The sequence below is a fragment of the Streptomyces sp. NPDC048442 genome, from assembly GCF_040651475.1.
GTDB lineage: Bacteria > Actinomycetota > Actinomycetes > Streptomycetales > Streptomycetaceae > Streptomyces.
This window is the reverse complement of the sequence record NZ_JBEZKB010000010.1, coordinates 220,408-237,577: the sequence shown is the minus strand read 5'-3', so window position 1 is coordinate 237,577 and position 17,170 is coordinate 220,408. Positions and strand designations below refer to the sequence as shown.

The window sequence follows — 17,170 nt, the reverse complement described above, 5'->3', positions numbered from 1 at the left end:
GCCGGGGGAAGGCCGGGAGGACGTCGCGATCGTGAACGCCGTGCCGACTGGGGCCGTGGTGCTGAATACTGCGGTCAAGGCCGGTTCCGGTGAGGTGAGCTGGAGGGGACGGTCGTGTGAACGAGATACCAGCGAAGGCGCAGCAGTCCGGCGCGGGCGCGGGCGGTGTTTCCGGCGAGCCGGGTGCGTCCGGTGCGTCCGGTGCTTCAGGCACGTCCGGCGCTTCAAGCGCGTCCGGTACGTACGGTGTGTCCGGCGCGTCCGGGCCGGCCGGGACGGGTGCTGACGCAAGCGCTGACGCAGGCGCCGACGCACGTACGGGCGCTGAGGGCGTTGCGGGCGTTGCGGGGGGCGCAACAGCTGCGGGGGCCGCGGGCGGCGCCCTGTGGCAGAGCAGCCCGCCGGGTTCGATCTACGACTACATCAGGGTGGCGTCCTTCTCGCTGGGCGCCGACGGCTGCGTCGAGCAGTGGAGCAACCGCGCCGAAGAGCTCTTCGGGGTCGCCGCGCGCGACGTCGTGGGCCGCGACCCGGTCGAGGTCTTCATGCCCGAGGAGCACCGCGGACTCGGGCACCGCGAGGTGGCCGAGATCCTCGACGGCAAGGAGTGGACGGGCCTCGTCCCGTTCCGGATGCCCGCATCCGCCACCGGTGCCGCCGGGGCGGAGGGGGTCGCCGAGATCTATGTGATGCCCAGCGAGACACCGACCGGCGAGCGCGGTGCGCTCTGCCTCGTCGTGGACGTACGGGCATTGCGCCGGATCGAAACCGACCTCGCCGCATCACAGGCCATTTTCGGTCAATCTCCCTTCGGTTTCCTGCTGTTCGGTACGGATCTCACGGTGCAGCGCACCAACCGCCGCTTCGCCGCCGTGTTCGGCGGCGCCGCCGACGACCACCGCGGCCGCACGGTGCACGACTACCTCGCCCCGCCCGAGGCGGACCGGATGTCCGCAGCCCTGAAACGGGTCCTGGAGAGCGGCGACTCCATGACCGACATCCAGATCACCGGCACGGAGCCGGGCAGCACCGAGCGCCGCCAGTGGTCGGTCAACCTCTACCGGGTGCACAGCGGCTCCGGCCGCCCCGTCGGCGTCGCGGGCCTGGCCACCGACGTCACCCGCCGCCACCGGGCCGCCCGCGAGGCCGCCGACGCCCGGCGCAATCTCGCCCTTCTCAACGAGGCGGGCGCCCGCATAGGGAATTCGCTCGACCTGGAGACCACCGCCCGCGAACTCCTCGACGTCGCCGTCCCCGGCTTCTGCGACCTCGCATCCGTCGACCTCTACCAGGGGCTGCTGAGCGGCGACGAGGCCCCGCCGGGCGTCACCGACGTCACCGACGGCAGTGCCGAGCTGCGCCGGGTCGCCTTCGCCAGCGCGGTGTCGGACGCACCGCTGGCCGCGCCCGGGTGCGTGGGTCCTGGCGAGGACCCTGCCGAGATCACCGTCGGGTCCCTGCACCGCTACCCGTTCGGCACGCCGTGCGCGAAGGCGCTGCGCACCGGGCGGGCCCGTGCGGTGCACGGCGCGGACGGCGACCTCGTGCACTCCACGCTCGCCGTGCCGATGGTCGCGCACGACACGGTCATCGGGCTCGTCCAGTTCTCCCGTACGAAGGGCAGCGAGCCCTTCGGCGAACGGGACCGGGCGCTGGCCACCGAGCTCGCCTCCCGCGCCGCCGTCTGCATGGACAACGCCCGCCTCTACCGCAGGGAGCACGAGCGCGCGCTGATCCTCCAGCGCAGTCTGCTGCCGCCCGGCGACCCGGAGGCCGCCGGACTCGACATCGCCTGCCGCTACCTCCCCGGCAACACCGCCACCGAGGTCGGCGGGGACTGGTTCGACGTCATCGAACTGCCGGGGCACCGGACGGCGCTGGTGGTGGGAGACGTCATGGGGCGGGGCCTGCGGGCCGCCGTCGCCATGGGTGAACTCCGCACCGCCGTACGCACCTTGGCGCTGCTGGACCTGGAGCCGGCCGAAGTCCTCTCCGCACTGGACGAGATCGCCCGCGGACTCGGCACCCCCGGTGGCACCCAGCAGGCGTCCCGCGCCGCGCACAAGTCCCGCGAGGCCGACCTGTCCGAGGTGTACCTCGCGACCTGCGTGTACGCGGTCTACGACCCGGTCACCCGCCGGTGTACGTTCGCCAACGCGGGCCACCTGCCGCCGGTCGTGGTCGAGCCGGGGGAGGAGCCTTTGCTCCTCGACGTACCGCCGGGCATGCCGCTCGGCGTGGGTGGCGAGCCCTTCGAGGAGGTCGAGGTGGAGCTGCCCGAGGGGTCACTCCTGGCCCTCTACACGGACGGCCTCGTCGAGTCCCGAGAGCACCCGCTCGACGAGGGACTGCGCGACTTCCGTACGGCGATGAGCGGGCCCGTCCGCCCGCTGGAGGACGTCTGCGACCACGTCCTGAACACCCTCGACACCCGGCACGGCGAGGACGACATCGCCCTCCTCATGGCCCGCATCCAGGGCCTCCCGGCGGCTTCGGTCGGCGACTGGCGGCTGCCGCGCGAACCGCGCTCGGTGGGCCGGGCCCGCGAACTGGCACGGGCCCAGCTCCAGTCCTGGAACCTCGAAGACCTCGTCGACACCACCGAACTGCTGGTCAGCGAACTGGTCACGAACGCACTGCGGTACGGCGAGGGCGAAGTCCGCCTCCGGCTGCTCCTCGACCGCACGCTGGTGTGCGAGGTGTGGGACGCGGGCCTGGTCCAGCCCAGAAGGCGACGCGCCCGCGACACCGACGAGGGCGGCCGCGGCCTCCAGCTGGTCGGACTGCTCAGCGCGGCGTGGGGTGCGCGGCGCACCCCCCGGGGCAAGACGGTGTGGTTCGAACTCGCCCTGCCGGACGGGGAGCCGCAGGCCCCGGCGGAACTGAGCGTGGACCAGCTGCTGAGCATGTACTGAGTGGGGGGCGGGGCTCCGCGTGGGGGTGTCCCGCTGCCCAAGGGGCCAGGGGCTAAGGGGCAAGCATTTAGGGGCGCGGGGAACTGCGCGACCAGCCACAACGCACCCGCACGACGCCCCCCTAGCCCCCCGATCATCCGCTCAGCTTCCGCACCAGCAGCCCCGCCTCCTCCTCGTCCTGCTCGATCCCGAAGACCTCCGAAAGCACCTTCGGCACTTCCGCAGGTTCCAATTCCCGCGTCTCGGGCGGAAGGTGACTGCCCGGCCTGACAGTCGTCAGCTTCAGTTCATCCAGGATGTGCGTCCGGTCCGGCAGCACGCGCTGGACGAACAGGCGGCGACTGAAGGGGGAGTGGGGGTTCGTGGCGACGAAGTAGTTCGACATGCGGAAGTCGACCGGGTACTGGGGCGTCACAGTGAAGGTGTGCCGCACCATCCAGCCGTCGCCGTCCGGGTCCGTTCCGGGGCCCATGGCGGGCTGGTGCAGCGCCCAACCGTGTGCCCCCGGCGTGACCTCCTGCTCGCGCAGCCAGTACCGCCACGCGTCCTGCGTCACCTCGTTGCCCGCCTCGCCCGCGATCATCTCGATCGGCTCCAGCTGGCTCGCCCCGAAGCCCACGTCGCACAGCCAGCGCCGCCCGTCGAGCTCCACCACCAGCATCGCGTGGGTGGTCGGCAGCATCTTGTCGCCGCCCATCACGACCCGGCCCTGCACGGCGAAGAAGTCGTAGCCGAGGGCTTCGAGGGCCGCCGCGAAGAGCGTGGCGTGCTCGAAGCAGTAGCCCCCGCGGCCGCCGGTCACCATCTTGGCCTGGAGGGTCTCCAGGTCGAGCGGCGCATCCTGGTGGAGCACCGGGTCGATGGTGCTCCACCGCAGGTTCAGGACGTGGCCGCGGTGCAGGGCGTGGAGGGTCGCCAGGGTGGGTGCGCGGTCCCCTCCGTAGGAGATCCTGGTCAGATAGGCGTCGAGGTCGAATGAGTCGCTGTTCCACATGACCGGTGCAGCAGCTGCGAGCCCGAAGCTATTCCGTACCTATTCCGTAGCTGTTCCGGAGCTATTCAGTCCGCCTGCGGATCTTGTTGCCGAGCCAGACCAGCGGATCGTACTTCCGGTCCACTGCCCGCTCCTTCAGCGGAATCAGGGCGTTGTCCGTGATCCGGATGTGCTCGGGGCACACCTCCGTACAGCACTTGGTGATGTTGCAGAGGCCGAGCCCGTGCTCCTCCTGCGCGCTCCTCTTCCGGTCCAGACCGGCCTCCTGTGCCGCGTCCAGCGGGTGCATGTCCAGCTCGGCGACCCGCATCAGGAAGCGCGGCCCGGCGAAGGACGTCTTGTTCTCCTCGTGGTCGCGCACCACATGACAGGTGTCCTGGCACAGGAAGCACTCGATGCACTTGCGGAACTCCTGCGACCGCTCCACGTCCACCTGCTGCATCCGGTACTCGCCCGCCGCCACGCCCTCCGGCGGTACGAACGCCGGCACCTCCCGCGCCTTCGTGTAGTTGAACGACACGTCCGTCACCAGATCCCGTACGACGGGAAAGGCGCGCAGCGGCGTCACGGTGATCGTGTCGGACGGTGTGAAGGTCGACATCCGGGTCATGCACAGCAGCCGGGGCCGCCCGTTGATCTCCGCGCTGCACGAACCGCACTTGCCCGCCTTGCAGTTCCAGCGCACCGCGAGATCGGGCGCCTGGGTGGCCTGGAGACGGTGGATGATGTCGAGGACGACCTCGCCCTCGTTCACGGCGACCTTGAAGTCCGCCAGGCCGCCGCCTTCCGCATTGCCGCGCCAGACACGGAAGTTCGCCACATATTTGGCGGACGCGGACCCGGATGCGGACGCGGGCCCGGACGCGGACGCGGGCCCGGTGGACGGAGTCGTGGTCACTCGAACAGCTCCTCTTCGGCGAGGTACTTGACCAGCTCCTCCTTCTCGAAGAGAGCGAGCAGGTCCGGGCGGATGGGCTCGGTCGTCGTCGCTGCGAGCTCGATCTGGCCGTGCACCGGGTCGGTCGCCGCCAGCCCGCCCGTCGGGTCGGCGGGGCGGCACAGCAGATTCACCGGCCGCCAGGAGCGCTCCATGGCCGGGAAGTCCTCGCGGGTGTGGCCGCCGCGGCTCTCGGTGCGCTCCAGGGCGGCGCGTGCGATGCACTCGCTGACCAGCAGCATGTTGCGCAGGTCCAGGGCCAGGTGCCAGCCCGGGTTGAACTGGCGGTGCCCCTCGACCCCGGCCCGCCGGGCCCGCACCCTCAGCTCGGCCAGCTTGTCGAGGGCCTGCGTCATCTCGGCCTCCCGCCGGATGATGCCGACCAGGTCGTTCATGGTCTGCTGGAGCTCCTGGTGGAGGGTGTACGGATTCTCCGCCGGCCTGCCGGGCTCGGCGGCGGTCCCGGCCGTGGCCCCGGACTCGGGCCCCTCCGCGCTGAACGGCCGCAGCGCCTCGGCCGCCGCCGCGTCCACCTGCTCCTCGTCCACCTGCGGGCGGCCCCCGCCCGTGTGCTCCAAGGCGTGCTGCGCCGCGTGCAGCCCGGCCCGGCGGCCGAAGACGAGCAGGTCGGACAGCGAATTGCCGCCGAGCCGATTGGACCCGTGCATGCCGCCCGCCACCTCCCCGGCCGCGTACAGGCCGGGTACACCGCGGGTGGCTGCGGTGTCGGAGTCGACGGCGATGCCGCCCATCACGTAGTGGCAGGTCGGCCCCACCTCCATCGCCTCGGCCGTGATGTCCACGTCCGCCAGCTCCTTGAACTGGTGGTACATGGACGGCAGTCGGCGCCGGATCGCCTCGGCGGGCATCCGCGTGGACACGTCCAGATAGACGCCCCCGTGCGGGGTGCCCCGCCCCGCCTTGACCTCGGAGTTGATGGCACGGGCGACCTCGTCGCGGGGGAGCAGCTCGGGCGGACGCCGGTTGTTGTCCGGGTCCTCGTACCAGCGGTCGCCCTCCGCCTCGGACTTCGCGTACTTCTCCTTGAAGACGTCCGGGATGTAGTCGAACATGAACCGCTTGCCTTCGGAGTTCCGCAGTACGCCGCCGTCGCCGCGCACCGATTCGGTGACCAGGATCCCCTTCACGGACGGCGGCCAGACCATCCCCGTGGGGTGGAACTGCACGAACTCCATGTTCAGCAGCGGCGCCCCCGCGAGCAGGGCCAGCGCATGCCCGTCGCCCGTGTACTCCCACGAGTTCGACGTCACCTTGAAGGACTTGCCGATGCCGCCGGTCGCCAGGATCACGCTCGGCGCCCCGAGCACGAAGAAGCGCCCCGACTCGCGCTCGTAACAGAAGGTCCCGGCGACTCTCTCCCCGTCCTTCAACACCCGTGTCACGGTGCACTCCTGAAAGACTTTCAGCCGGGACTCATAGTCCCCGGTCTCCCGGAAGTCCTCCTGCTGGAGTGCCACGATCTTCTGCTGGAGGGTGCGGATCAGTTCGAGCCCCGTACGGTCACCGACGTGCGCAAGCCTCGGATATTCGTGCCCACCGAAATTGCGCTGCGATATCCGCCCGTCCGCAGTACGGTCGAAAAGCGCCCCCCAGGTCTCCAACTCCCATACCCGGTCCGGCGCTTCACGTGCGTGCAGCTCCGCCATCCGCCACTGGTTCAGGAACTTCCCGCCGCGCATCGTGTCGCGGAAGTGCACCTGCCAGTTGTCCCCGGAATTCACATTGCCCATGGACGCGGCGATGCCGCCCTCGGCCATCACCGTGTGCGCCTTGCCGAACAGGGACTTGCAGATCACCGCGGTACGGGCGCCCTGCTCACGCGCCTCGATCGCGGCCCGCAGCCCGGCGCCGCCCGCCCCGACCACGACGACGTCCCATTCCTGCCGCTCCAGTTGAGTCATTGCCCAAAAGCTCCATTTGTTAGAAGAAGCGCGGATCCTCGAAGGCGCCGGAAGCGACGAGATACACATAGAAATCGGCGAGCGCCACACTGATCAACGAGGCCCAGGCCAGCAACATATGACGGTCATTCAGCTTCCCCACCCAGCCCCACATCCGGTACCGCACCGGGTGTTTGGAGAAGTGCTTCAGCCGGCCGCCGATGATGTGCCGGCAGGAGTGGCAGGAGAAGGTGTACGCCCAGATCAGCACGATGTTGAGTAGGAAGACGAGCGTGCCGAGGCCCATGTGGCCCCACTCGTATTTCTCGTCGCGGAAGGTGAGCACGGTGTCGTACGTGAGGATTCCGGCGACCGGCACCGCCGCGTAGAAGAAATACCGGTGGATGTTCTGCAGCACGAGCGGGAAACGGGTCTCGCCCGAGTACTTCTTGTGCGGCTCGGCGACCGCGCAGGCCGGGGGCGAGGCCCAGAAGCCCCGGTAATAGGCCTTGCGGTAGTAGTAGCAGGTCAGCCGGAAGCCGAGCGGGAAGATCAGGACGAGCAGGGCGGGGGAGAGCCCCCACCAGCTGCCGAAGATCTCCCAGTTGGGGCCGCCCTTCATGGGGATGCAGTTGTCCGCCAGGCAGGGGGAGTAGAAGGGCGAGACGTAGGGGGCGGAGTAGTAGTAGCTGTTGGCGAAGGCCCGCCAGGTCGAATAGACGACGAAGGCGAGCAGCCCTGCGGCGGTGAGAGCGGGGGCCAGCCACCAGCGGTCGGTGCGGAGGTGGCGGGCGGGGATTGCGGCGCGGGTGGGGCTGTGAACGCCGGACGCATGCGTGGTACGTGGCGTACGGGCTGAGGGGTCGGTGCCGGTGGCCAAGGGGGGCTCCTGGGGTCGGGGGGGGGCGGTGGCGAGCGCGTGCGGTCGTGAGGGCGTGCTCCGCGTGGGGGCCGCCCCCTTGCCCACCCGTCCCGCCCCCGGGGTGCGGCCCCGCTGCCCAAGAGGGCTGGGGGGTAAGGGGCAAGCAGTTAGGGGCGCGGGGAACTGCGCGACCAGCCACGACGCACCCGCACGACGCCCACCGGCCGCACTCGCACGACGCCCACCGGCCGCACCCACCCCCCACGCGCACCCTCACGGTGCATGGCGGTCCCGGGCCCCCAGCCCCTCGTCGTCCGAGTCCGTCCACAGCGCGCTGTCGTACGGCGCGTCCGGGATCGTGATCAGCTCAGGTCGCGGCGGCGCCTGCGCGGCGGCCCCGGCCGCGGACGCGAGCGCCCCCAGCATGGCCACGCTCTCGCGCAGATGCGCCGCGTCCGTGCGGACCCGGCGAACGTCCAGGCCGTGGCTCTCCCCGAGGTGCCCGGTCAGCCGGAGCACCGACTCGTCCAGCCGGTCCAGGCAGTTCTGAAGATCCGTCAACTCTTCTTGCAGGGACATCAATTGCCCTCACTTCCGCGGTGCGGTAGGAGACGCGTCTGCGCCTTGGAGTGTCGCGCGTCACATCCCCTGTTGTGAAGGGTGCGTACAGCGGTACGCGAAGTGCGCCCGCCCCGCGCGCCCCCGCACGGACCGGTGCGGACCGCCGATTGGGCCGCACGGGTGGGCTTCCCCGGATGCCCGACGTGTCGGCGCCACCTCCCGCGCGAGACCCCTTTCAGTGGGTCGGCAGGACAACAAGTGTGATCACCGCAATAAGCCACCGAATGTGAATTTAACGGCCCAATCCGGTACGGAGGGGCCGGGTCAGCCTGGAGGTAACCAGCCATGTCCGACATCGGCCGCAGATCCCCCCGCCCCCTTCGCGGTGTGGCGCTCCTCACCTCCGGCGTACTCGCACTCCCCGCCCTGACCGGCTGCGGCGGCGGCGCTGACGACGAGGGAGCAGCGGGAGCGACGGCCGTCGCCGCCGACCTCGCCTCCACCAACCGCGAGCAGGTCGCCGACGGGGGCACGCTGAACTGGGCGGTCGACTCGGTGCCCGCCACCTTCAACGCCTTCCAGGCCGACGCCGACGCCACCACGGCGCGCATCGCGGGCGCGGTGCTCCCCTCCCTCTTCGTACTCGACGAGGCCGGAAAGCCGCAGCGCAATCCGGACTTCCTGGAGGACGCCTCGATCGTCGAGCGCGAGCCCAAGCAGGTCGTCCTCTACAAGATCAACCAGCAGGCCGTGTGGGGCGACGGCCGGGAGATCGGTGCCGCCGACTTCGTCGCCCAGTGGCGGGCGCTGCGCGGCAAGGAGTCCGCCTACTGGACCGCCCGCAATGCCGGTTACGAGCGCATCGAGAAGATCGAGAGGGGCGCCAACAACCTTGAGGTGAAGGTCACTTACGCCAAGCCGTACGCCGACTGGCGCTCGCTCTTCACCCCGCTGTACCCCAAGGAGGTGATGGGCACCCCCGACGCCTTCAACGACGGCGCCCGTACGAAGCTGAAGCAGACGGCCGGACCCTTCCGCCCGACGAAGGTGGACCGTGCGGACGGCTCGGTCGTCCTGGAGCGCAATCCGCGCTGGTGGGGGCAGCCCACCAAGCTCGACAAGCTGGTGCTGCGCGCGGTGCCGCGAGGCCAGCGGGCCACCGCGCTGGCCGAGGGCAGGGTCGACCTCGCCGAGATCGACAGGTCCGCCGCCGAACGCATCGCCCTCGCCGTCAAGGACGCGGGCAAGCCGCCCGTCGCGCACGGCCCCGGCTCCACCACCACCCCCGCCGACGCGCTCCGCTCCTGGGCGCGGGCGCACGGCGCCGCCGACGACGAGGAGCAGGCCGAGGCCGAGCAGGCGGCCCGCGAGAAGGCCAGGGAGGCGGCCCGGAAGTACGCTACCGAGCAGCGCGGCCTGGGCCGCTTCACCGTCCGCAAGTCCCTGGAGCCCGCGTACACCCAGCTCGCCCTGAACGGCGCCTCGGGGCCGCTCTCCGACGAGCGGGTGCGCCGCGCGGTGGCCCGCGCCCTGAACCGGCAGGAGCTCGCCGAGTCCGTGCTCGCCCCGCTCGGCCTGCCCGCCGCCCCGCTCGGCAGCCACCTCGCCCTCGCCGGGCAGCAGACGTACGCCGACGGCAGCGACGCCCTCGGCAGCCAGGACACCCAGGCCGCACAGGCCCTGCTCGCCGACGCGGGCTTCACGCCCGGCGGGGCGGGCAGTCGTACGGCGGGGAGCAAGTCCGACGCGGAGAAGAAGAAGCGCGAGCAGGCCAAGAAGAAGGCGAGCAAGGAGAGCAGCGAGGAGGAGCCCTCGAACGACGGCATGTACATCGTCGGCGACGACAACAAGCCCGGCGAGATCAAGCCCGGCGAGAACAAGCCCCGCGACAGCAAGCCCCGCGACAACAAGCCCGGCGACAACGGCAACAACGCCTTCCGCACCGAGTCCGGGATCTACGTCCTCGCCCCCGCCGTGGGCCCCCGCGACCTCAGGCAGAACTCCGACGGCAAGGCCGACAGCAAGACCGACAGCAAGACCGAGGCCCAGGAGAAGAAGAAGGGCGGCATGGCCGGTGCCTACGCCCCGCGCGGCACCGCAGCCCCGGCCGCCCGCGCCGCGGCGGCGGCGAACGCCCCCCAGCTGGTCGGCAAGGACGGCAAGCCGCTGACCCTGCGCTTCGTGCTCCCCTCCGACCCCGGTTCGGCAGCCCTGCGCACCGTCGGCGAGAAGATCTCGAAGATGCTCCAGACCATCGGCGTACGCACCGAGGTCACCAAGGTCGACGACCAGAGCTACTTCAAGGACCACATCGCCTCGGGCGACTACGACCTGGCGCTCTACTCCTGGCCCGGCACCGCCTACCCCGCCACCGACGGCCGGCCGATCTTCGCCAAGCCCGAGCCCGCCGCCGACGGTTCACTGCTCGTCGAGCAGAACTACACCCGGGTCGGCACCGACCACATCGACCAGCTCTTCGAGCGGGCCGCCGCCGAACTCGACGACGAAACCGCCCGTGACCTGGTGCGGCAGGCCGACGCACGGATCTGGGCGGCCGCCGGATCCATCCCGCTCTACCAGCGTCCGGAGCTGGTCGCGGTGAAGCCGCAGCTGGCCAACGCGGGTGCCTTCGGTTTCTCCGCACCCCGCTACCAGGACATCGGATTCAAGAAGCCCGATTCGGCCAAGGATGCCCGCAAGTAATCGGAAATAAGGGCTCCGCCGCAGGTCAGCACCCATCTCGGGATCTGAGAATCAGCTCAGTTTAGGCTCAATTTCCTTGCCCGCCGGGCCTCCGGCGGGCAAGGTCGTGCGGGACTCCTTGACCCAGAGCGCGGTATCCCCCCACCCCTGAAGCACCCCCTCCCGATCGGCCCGGGAAGCCCGCCAGTCGTCTGCCCCGTACCATGGGGTAAGCCGTGGCGCGTCCGCCCGGTGGGCGTACGAGGAACGAGACGCCGCATCCCCCGATCGAGAGAAGCGTTAAGCCACCTATGCCCACGCGCCACGACATCCGTAACGTTGCCATCGTCGCCCACGTCGACCACGGCAAGACCACCCTGGTCGACGCCATGCTCAAGCAGGCGGGCGCCTTCGCCGCGCACGCCGCTGAGTCGCTCGACGACCGCATGATGGACAGCAACGACCTGGAGCGTGAGAAGGGCATCACGATCCTGGCCAAGAACACCGCGGTGAAGTACCACCCGAAGGATGGCGGCGACGTCATCACCATCAACATCATCGACACCCCCGGCCACGCCGACTTCGGTGGTGAGGTCGAGCGCGGCCTGTCGATGGTCGACGCCGTCGTCCTGCTGGTCGACGCGTCCGAGGGCCCGCTGCCGCAGACCCGCTTCGTGCTCCGCAAGGCGCTCTCGGCGAAGATGCCGGTCATCCTCTGCATCAACAAGACCGACCGTCCCGACTCCCGGATCGCCGAGGTCGTCGACGAGACGTACGACCTGTTCCTGGACCTGGACGCGGACGAGGACCAGATCGAGTTCCCGATCGTCTACGCCTGTGCGCGTGACGGCGTCGCCTCGCTGACCAAGCCGGAGGACGGCACCGTCCCGCCGGACAGCGACAGCCTGGAGCCGTTCTTCTCCACGATCCTCCAGCACGTCCCGGCACCCGAGTACGACGAGGCCGCCCCCCTTCAGGCGCACGTCACCAACCTCGACGCCGACAACTTCCTCGGCCGTATCGCGCTCTGCCGTGTCGAGCAGGGCGAGCTGCGCAAGGGCCAGACCGTCGCGTGGATCAAGCGTGACGGCACGATGTCCAACGTCCGCATCACCGAGCTGATGATGACCGAGGCCCTCACCCGTCTGCCCGCCGAGAAGGCCGGCCCCGGCGACATCTGCGCCATCGCCGGTATCCCGGACATCATGATCGGCGAGACCCTGGCCGACCCCGAGAACCCGATCGCGCTGCCGCTGATCACGGTCGACGAGCCCGCGATCTCGATGACCATCGGTGCCAACACCTCGCCGCTGGTCGGCAAGGGCGGCAAGGGCCACAAGGTCACCGCGCGCCAGATCAAGGACCGCCTCGACCGCGAGCTGGTCGGTAACGTCTCGCTGCGCGTCCTGGACACCGAGCGCCCCGACGCCTGGGAGGTGCAGGGCCGCGGTGAGCTGGCGCTGGCCATCCTGGTCGAGCAGATGCGCCGCGAGGGCTTCGAGCTGACCGTCGGCAAGCCCGAGGTCGTCACCAAGCAGATCGACGGCAAGAAGTACGAGCCGATCGAGCGCATGACGGTCGACTCCCCCGAGGAGCACCTGGGCGCCATCACGCAGCTCATGGCGACCCGCAAGGGCCGCATGGAGACCATGACGAACCACGGTTCGGGCTGGGTCCGCATGGAGTGGATCGTTCCTTCTCGTGGCCTCATCGGCTTCCGTACGGAGTTCCTGACGCAGACCCGCGGCACCGGCATCGCGCACTCGATCTTCGAGGGTCACGAGCCGTGGTTCGGCGACCTGCGCACCCGTCACAACGGTTCGCTGGTCGCGGACCGTTCGGGCACGGTCACGCCGTTCGCGATGGTCAACCTCCAGGAGCGCGGTGTCATCTTCACCGAGGCCGGCACCGAGGTGTACGAGGGCATGATCATCGGTGAGAACTCGCGCGCCGACGACATGGACGTGAACATCACCAAGGAGAAGAAGCTCACCAACATGCGTGCGGCTTCCGCGGACACCACGGAGAACGTGGTTCCGGCGCGCAAGCTGTCGCTGGAGCAGTCGCTGGAGTTCTGCCGCGAGGACGAGTGCATCGAGGTGACCCCGGAGACGGTGCGTATCCGTAAGGTCGTCCTGGACGCGAAGGAGCGGGGACGCTCCGCCTCGCGTGCGAAGCGCTAGGTATTAGTTGGTAGTTGGGATCTGCGTCGGCCGGTGGGGGCCGGTCGCGCAGTTCCCCGCGCCCCTGGCGGGGCCTCCTGGTGGCCCGGTTTCTCGTGATCATGCGGGGTGCCGGGCCATCGGCATGTTCGGATACAAACTCCGGCCAAGATCCAATTGACGTTTTCATACTGACCGGTCAAGTCAATTTCTTGGGGTGAGTGTCCGGATATCGATCTAGGTTCTCCGGAAGTTGCGTTAACAGTCCGTTTCGGGTGTGTCTGTCTGTGATCGGTTTGTCCGGATTTCGGGCACTGAGGGGTAAGTGATGTTGTCAAAACGAGACCCTTTAAGTGTGGTTTACGGTCCGGGCGTACTTAATAGTTGGCTCCATTGAGCTCGGGTCAATGGGTCACGCGCTGTGGGGAGCGCCGACTCACGAGCACACTGGGGCACCAGAATCTTCTCGCCGTCAGGGGTGTCGGCGAGTGCACCTGTGCCCTCTCTTGCAGTTAACAAGTGGACTCATGAGGAGGAAACCCATGCGTGGTGCCAAGAGCGCCAAGTGGGTCGCCATGGCAGGTGTGGTCGCGCTCGCAGCGACAGCTTGTGGTGGCGGCAAGGACAGTGGCAGCGACAACGCCAACAAGACAGTCGACCCCAAGGGGATCGTCAGCTACGCCAATGGTGAGCCGCAGAACCCTCTGCAGCCGGCCAACACCATGGAGGCGTACGGCAGCGTCGTCATCAACTCCCTCTTCACGGGTCTGGTCAGCTATGACAAGGCCGGCAACATCGTGAACGAGAACGCCGAGTCGGTCACGCCTGACGCGAACAACAAGGTGTGGACGGTCAAGCTGAAGGCCGGCTGGAAGTTCCACAACGGCGACGCCGTCACGGCCAAGTCGTACGTCGACGCCTGGAACTGGGCCGCCAACCCGGCCAACGGCCAGCAGAACAGCGCCTGGTACCGCGACATCGTCGGCTACGAGGCCGTGCACCCGGCGAAGGGCAAGGGCACCGGCACGACGATGTCCGGCCTGAAGGTCGTCGACGAGAACACCTTCACCATCACGCTGACCAACGGCATCCCGTACTACGCCTACAAGCTGGTGTACTCGCCGTTCTACCCGCTGCCCGCCGCAGCGCTGAAGGACCCGAAGACGTACGGCGAGAAGCCGGTCGGCAACGGTCCCTACAAGTTCACGTCCTGGCAGCGCAAGAAGTCGATCAAGGTTGCCGCCTGGGCCGACTACAAGGGCGCCAAGAAGCCGAAGAACGGTGGCGTCGACTTCAAGGCGTACACGACGCCGACCGCGGCCTACAACGACCTGCGCTCGGACAACGTGGACACGATGCCGCTGGCTCCGGACAGCGAACTCGCCAACTACAAGCAGGACTTCGGCAAGCGTGCGATCACGTCCGAGTTCTCGGCGATCAACACGATGAACCCGGCGTTCTACACGGACCAGTGGAAGAACATCGACGTCCGGGTCCTGCAGGGCCTGTCGATGGCCATTGACCGCGCCACGATCGCCAAGACCACGTTCTACGGCAACCGCAAGCCGGCCACCGGCTGGGTCGCCCCGGGCGTCAAGGGCTACCAGGAGAACGCCTGCGGCGAGGTCTGCACGTTCAACCCGGAGAAGGCCAAGAAGCTCATCGAGGCCGGTGGTGGTGTCCCCGGTAAGGCGATGACCATCCAGTACAACGCCGACCAGCCGCACAAGGGCTGGGTCACGGCCGTCTGCAACGACATCACCAAGAACACCGGTGTGAAGTGCACGGGCGACCCGGTGACGGACTTCCAGGCCGACACCGAGATCCGGGACAAGAAGAAGGTCAAGTCCTTCTACCGCTCCGGCTGGACCCTGGACTACCCGTTCAACGGCAACTTCCTGGCCGACCTGTACGGCACGGGCGTCGACGGCAACAAGGGCGGCTTCTCGGACAAGAAGTTCGACGAGCTCTCCAAGAAGGCCGACCAGGCCAAGACGATCGACGAGTCGGCGAAGCTGTACCAGGAGGCTGAGAAGCAGCTGGTCAACACGATGCCGGGCATCCCGCTCTTCTACAACCAGATCAACTCCGCCCACTCGAACAACGTGAAGAGCGTTGAGTTCGACCAGGCGGGCGACCCGATCCTCTCTGAGGTCGAGGTCTTCAAGAAGTAGTCGCCGGAGATCCGTTCCCGAAGCGACGCCCGGCGATCCCGGGCGTCGCTTCGGGCGGCTCCGCAATGGACGGAGGCACCAATGGGGCGCTACGTCGCTAGGCGACTGCTCCAGATGATCCCGGTTTTCATCGGGACAACCCTGCTTATTTTCCTCATGGTCAATGTGCTCCCCGGCGACCCGGTTGCGGCGCTGTGGGGGGACAAGCCGCCGGACCCGGCGCAGGTCGCGCAGATCCGGCACGACCGAGGTCTGGACCTCCCGCTGTGGCAGCAGTACCTGCACTACATGGGCGGGCTGTTCAAGGGAGACTTCGGTAGGACCATCGCGGGTGGCAGGCCCGTGCTCGACGACATCGCACAGGCCTTCCCGGTCTCGATCCGTCTCGCCTCCATGGCGTGGGGCTTCGAGCTTGTCGTCGGCATCACCCTCGGCGTGCTTGCGGGCATCCGCCGCGGGAAGGTCATCGACACCGGCGTGACGCTGTTCACGCTGCTGGTGATCTCCGTTCCGATCTTCGTCGTGGGTCTCGGCTTCCAGCTGTACTTCGGCAACGAGCTGGGCTGGATCACCCCGACCGTGCAGGACTCCGAGAGCTTCAGCCAGCTCATGGTTCCGGCACTCGTACTGGGCCTGGTCGGCCTGGCGTACGTGGCACGGCTCACGCGTACCTCGATCGCCGAGAACAAGTCGGCGGACTACATACGTACCGCCGTCGCCAAGGGCCTGCCCCGGCAGCGCATCGTCACCCGGCACCTGCTGCGCAACTCGCTGATTCCCGTGGTCACTTACCTGGGCACGGACATCGGCAGCCTGATGGGCGGCGCGGTCATCACCGAGGGCATCTTCAACGTCACGGGCATCGGCAACCTCCTCTTCCAGGCGATCGCCCGCCGTGAGGGCACGATCATCGTCGGTGTCGTCACCGTCCTGGTGCTCGTGTACCTCCTCGCCAGCCTGCTCGTCGACCTGCTTTACGCGGTCCTGGACCCGAGGATCCGTTATGCCTGACCTCACAAAGACTGGGACCGACGCCAAGGATGCCGCCGCCCACGTGGTCGCGGGCGAGCCGATCACCACGGACGCCGGACCCGCTGCGGAGAAGGCGCGCAGTCTCGGCGCCGACGCCTGGCGCGACCTGCGGCGCAACCCGCTGTTCGTGATCTCGTCGGCACTGATCCTGCTGATGCTCGTGGTGGCGGCCTTCCCCGGCCTGTTCACCAGCGCCAGCCCCTCCATCGGCGACCAGGCCAACCACTTCCTGGGCAAGCCCGAACTCGGGCACTTCTTCCAGGAGGACTGGTTCGGCTACGACCGCACGGGACGCAGCATCTACTCCCGTACGCTCTACGGCGCCCGGAACTCCATCATGGTCGGCCTCGGCGTCACGATCCTGGTCACCGTCTTCGGCGGCCTGTTCGGCATGCTGGCCGGCTACTTCGGCGGCTTCTGGGACAGCCTGATCTCGCGTCTCACCGACGTCTTCTTCGGCATCCCGTTCCTGCTCGGCGCGATGGTCGTCCTGAACGCCTTCACCGACCGCACGGTCTTGGTCGTCACGGGCGCCCTGGCCTTCCTCGGCTGGACGCAGATCGCCCGCGTGATGCGCGGTGCGGTCATCACGACCAAGCACGCGGACTACGTGGTGGCGGCCAAGGCACTCGGCGCGGACACCAAGCGGATCCTGGTCCGGCACATCCTGCCGAACGCGATCGCGCCGGTGATCGTCGTCGCGACCATCGCCCTCGGCACGTACATCGTCGCCGAGTCGACGCTGTCGTTCCTGGGCCTGGGCCTGGGCGGTGACTCCATCTCGTGGGGCGGCGACATCGCCGACGCCACACAGGACATCCGCAACAACCCGCACACCCTGATCTTCCCGGCCGGTCTGCTCAGCCTGACCGTCCTGGCGTTCATCATGATGGGTGACGCCGTGCGCGAAGCCCTCGACCCGAAGCTGCGCTGAGGGAGGCGTACGTGAC

At 68.8% G+C, this 17,170-nt stretch carries 11 protein-coding genes; 6 read left to right on the top strand and 5 right to left on the bottom strand.

The annotated features are described in order from the left end of the window. Window positions 1-383 precede the first annotated feature (383 nt). Window positions 384-2,915: a SpoIIE family protein phosphatase gene (locus tag AB0D18_RS18100; protein ID WP_362418937.1), complete on the top strand. Its 2,532-nt coding sequence runs from the start codon at window positions 384-386 to the stop codon at window positions 2,913-2,915. A gap of 133 nt (window positions 2,916-3,048) precedes the next feature. On the opposite strand, the gene AB0D18_RS18095 is transcribed toward AB0D18_RS18100, so the two are convergent. The 5 genes from AB0D18_RS18095 to AB0D18_RS18075 form a co-directional block, all read right to left on the bottom strand. Beyond that, on the bottom strand, window positions 3,049-3,909 hold the full coding sequence (locus AB0D18_RS18095; protein ID WP_362418813.1) for an arylamine N-acetyltransferase: 861 nt from the start codon (window positions 3,907-3,909) through the stop codon (window positions 3,049-3,051). Between the two features lie 61 nt (window positions 3,910-3,970). Beyond that, window positions 3,971-4,729, bottom strand: a complete 759-nt coding sequence (locus tag AB0D18_RS18090) for a succinate dehydrogenase/fumarate reductase iron-sulfur subunit (RefSeq protein ID WP_362418934.1) — start codon at window positions 4,727-4,729, stop codon at window positions 3,971-3,973. A 74-nt stretch (window positions 4,730-4,803) separates the two neighbouring features. Then, entirely contained in the window at window positions 4,804-6,768 is a 1,965-nt protein-coding gene (locus tag AB0D18_RS18085; protein WP_362418810.1) for a fumarate reductase/succinate dehydrogenase flavoprotein subunit, read from the bottom strand. A gap of 19 nt (window positions 6,769-6,787) precedes the next feature. Beyond that, the gene (locus tag AB0D18_RS18080; RefSeq protein ID WP_362418807.1) at window positions 6,788-7,627 is read right to left on the bottom strand and encodes a hypothetical protein; all 840 of its coding nucleotides are present in this window, start codon (window positions 7,625-7,627) and stop codon (window positions 6,788-6,790) included. Between the two features lie 255 nt (window positions 7,628-7,882). Beyond that, on the bottom strand, window positions 7,883-8,188 hold the full coding sequence (locus AB0D18_RS18075) for a hypothetical protein (protein WP_362418805.1): 306 nt from the start codon (window positions 8,186-8,188) through the stop codon (window positions 7,883-7,885). A 327-nt stretch (window positions 8,189-8,515) separates the two neighbouring features. Here AB0D18_RS18075 and AB0D18_RS18070 point away from each other — a divergent pair, with 327 nt between their 5' ends. The 5 genes from AB0D18_RS18070 to AB0D18_RS18050 all read left to right on the top strand — a co-directional run bounded on the left by AB0D18_RS18070 (window position 8,516) and on the right by AB0D18_RS18050 (window position 17,154). Beyond that, entirely contained in the window at window positions 8,516-10,873 is a 2,358-nt protein-coding gene (locus AB0D18_RS18070; protein ID WP_362418802.1) for an ABC transporter family substrate-binding protein, read from the top strand. Window positions 10,874-11,163: 290 nt separating this feature from the next. Next, the gene (gene typA / locus AB0D18_RS18065) at window positions 11,164-13,035 is read left to right on the top strand and encodes a translational GTPase TypA (protein WP_362418795.1); all 1,872 of its coding nucleotides are present in this window, start codon (window positions 11,164-11,166) and stop codon (window positions 13,033-13,035) included. A 521-nt stretch (window positions 13,036-13,556) separates the two neighbouring features. Further along, window positions 13,557-15,188: an ABC transporter substrate-binding protein gene (locus AB0D18_RS18060; protein WP_362418792.1), complete on the top strand. Its 1,632-nt coding sequence runs from the start codon at window positions 13,557-13,559 to the stop codon at window positions 15,186-15,188. 81 nt (window positions 15,189-15,269) lie between these two features. Then, complete coding sequence (locus AB0D18_RS18055) at window positions 15,270-16,199, top strand: ABC transporter permease (protein WP_362418789.1); 930 nt, start codon at window positions 15,270-15,272, stop codon at window positions 16,197-16,199. Next, window positions 16,192-17,154: an ABC transporter permease gene (locus AB0D18_RS18050; protein WP_362418786.1), complete on the top strand. Its 963-nt coding sequence runs from the start codon at window positions 16,192-16,194 to the stop codon at window positions 17,152-17,154. The genes AB0D18_RS18055 and AB0D18_RS18050 overlap by 8 nt, the downstream gene beginning before the upstream one ends. Window positions 17,155-17,170 lie beyond the last annotated feature (16 nt).

Excerpts from the sequence above, each read along its gene's own strand:
- AB0D18_RS18095 (WP_362418813.1), bottom strand. The coding sequence starts at position 3,909 with ATGTGGAACAGCGACTCATTCGACCTCGACGCCTATCTGACCAGGATC.
- AB0D18_RS18085 (WP_362418810.1), bottom strand. The coding sequence starts at position 6,768 with ATGACTCAACTGGAGCGGCAGGAATGGGACGTCGTCGTGGTCGGGGCG.
- AB0D18_RS18075 (WP_362418805.1), bottom strand. The coding sequence starts at position 8,188 with ATGTCCCTGCAAGAAGAGTTGACGGATCTTCAGAACTGCCTGGACCGG.
- AB0D18_RS18070 (WP_362418802.1), top strand. The coding sequence starts at position 8,516 with ATGTCCGACATCGGCCGCAGATCCCCCCGCCCCCTTCGCGGTGTGGCG.
- typA (WP_362418795.1), top strand. The coding sequence starts at position 11,164 with ATGCCCACGCGCCACGACATCCGTAACGTTGCCATCGTCGCCCACGTC.
- AB0D18_RS18060 (WP_362418792.1), top strand. The coding sequence starts at position 13,557 with ATGCGTGGTGCCAAGAGCGCCAAGTGGGTCGCCATGGCAGGTGTGGTC.
- AB0D18_RS18055 (WP_362418789.1), top strand. The coding sequence starts at position 15,270 with ATGGGGCGCTACGTCGCTAGGCGACTGCTCCAGATGATCCCGGTTTTC.
- AB0D18_RS18050 (WP_362418786.1), top strand. The coding sequence starts at position 16,192 with ATGCCTGACCTCACAAAGACTGGGACCGACGCCAAGGATGCCGCCGCC.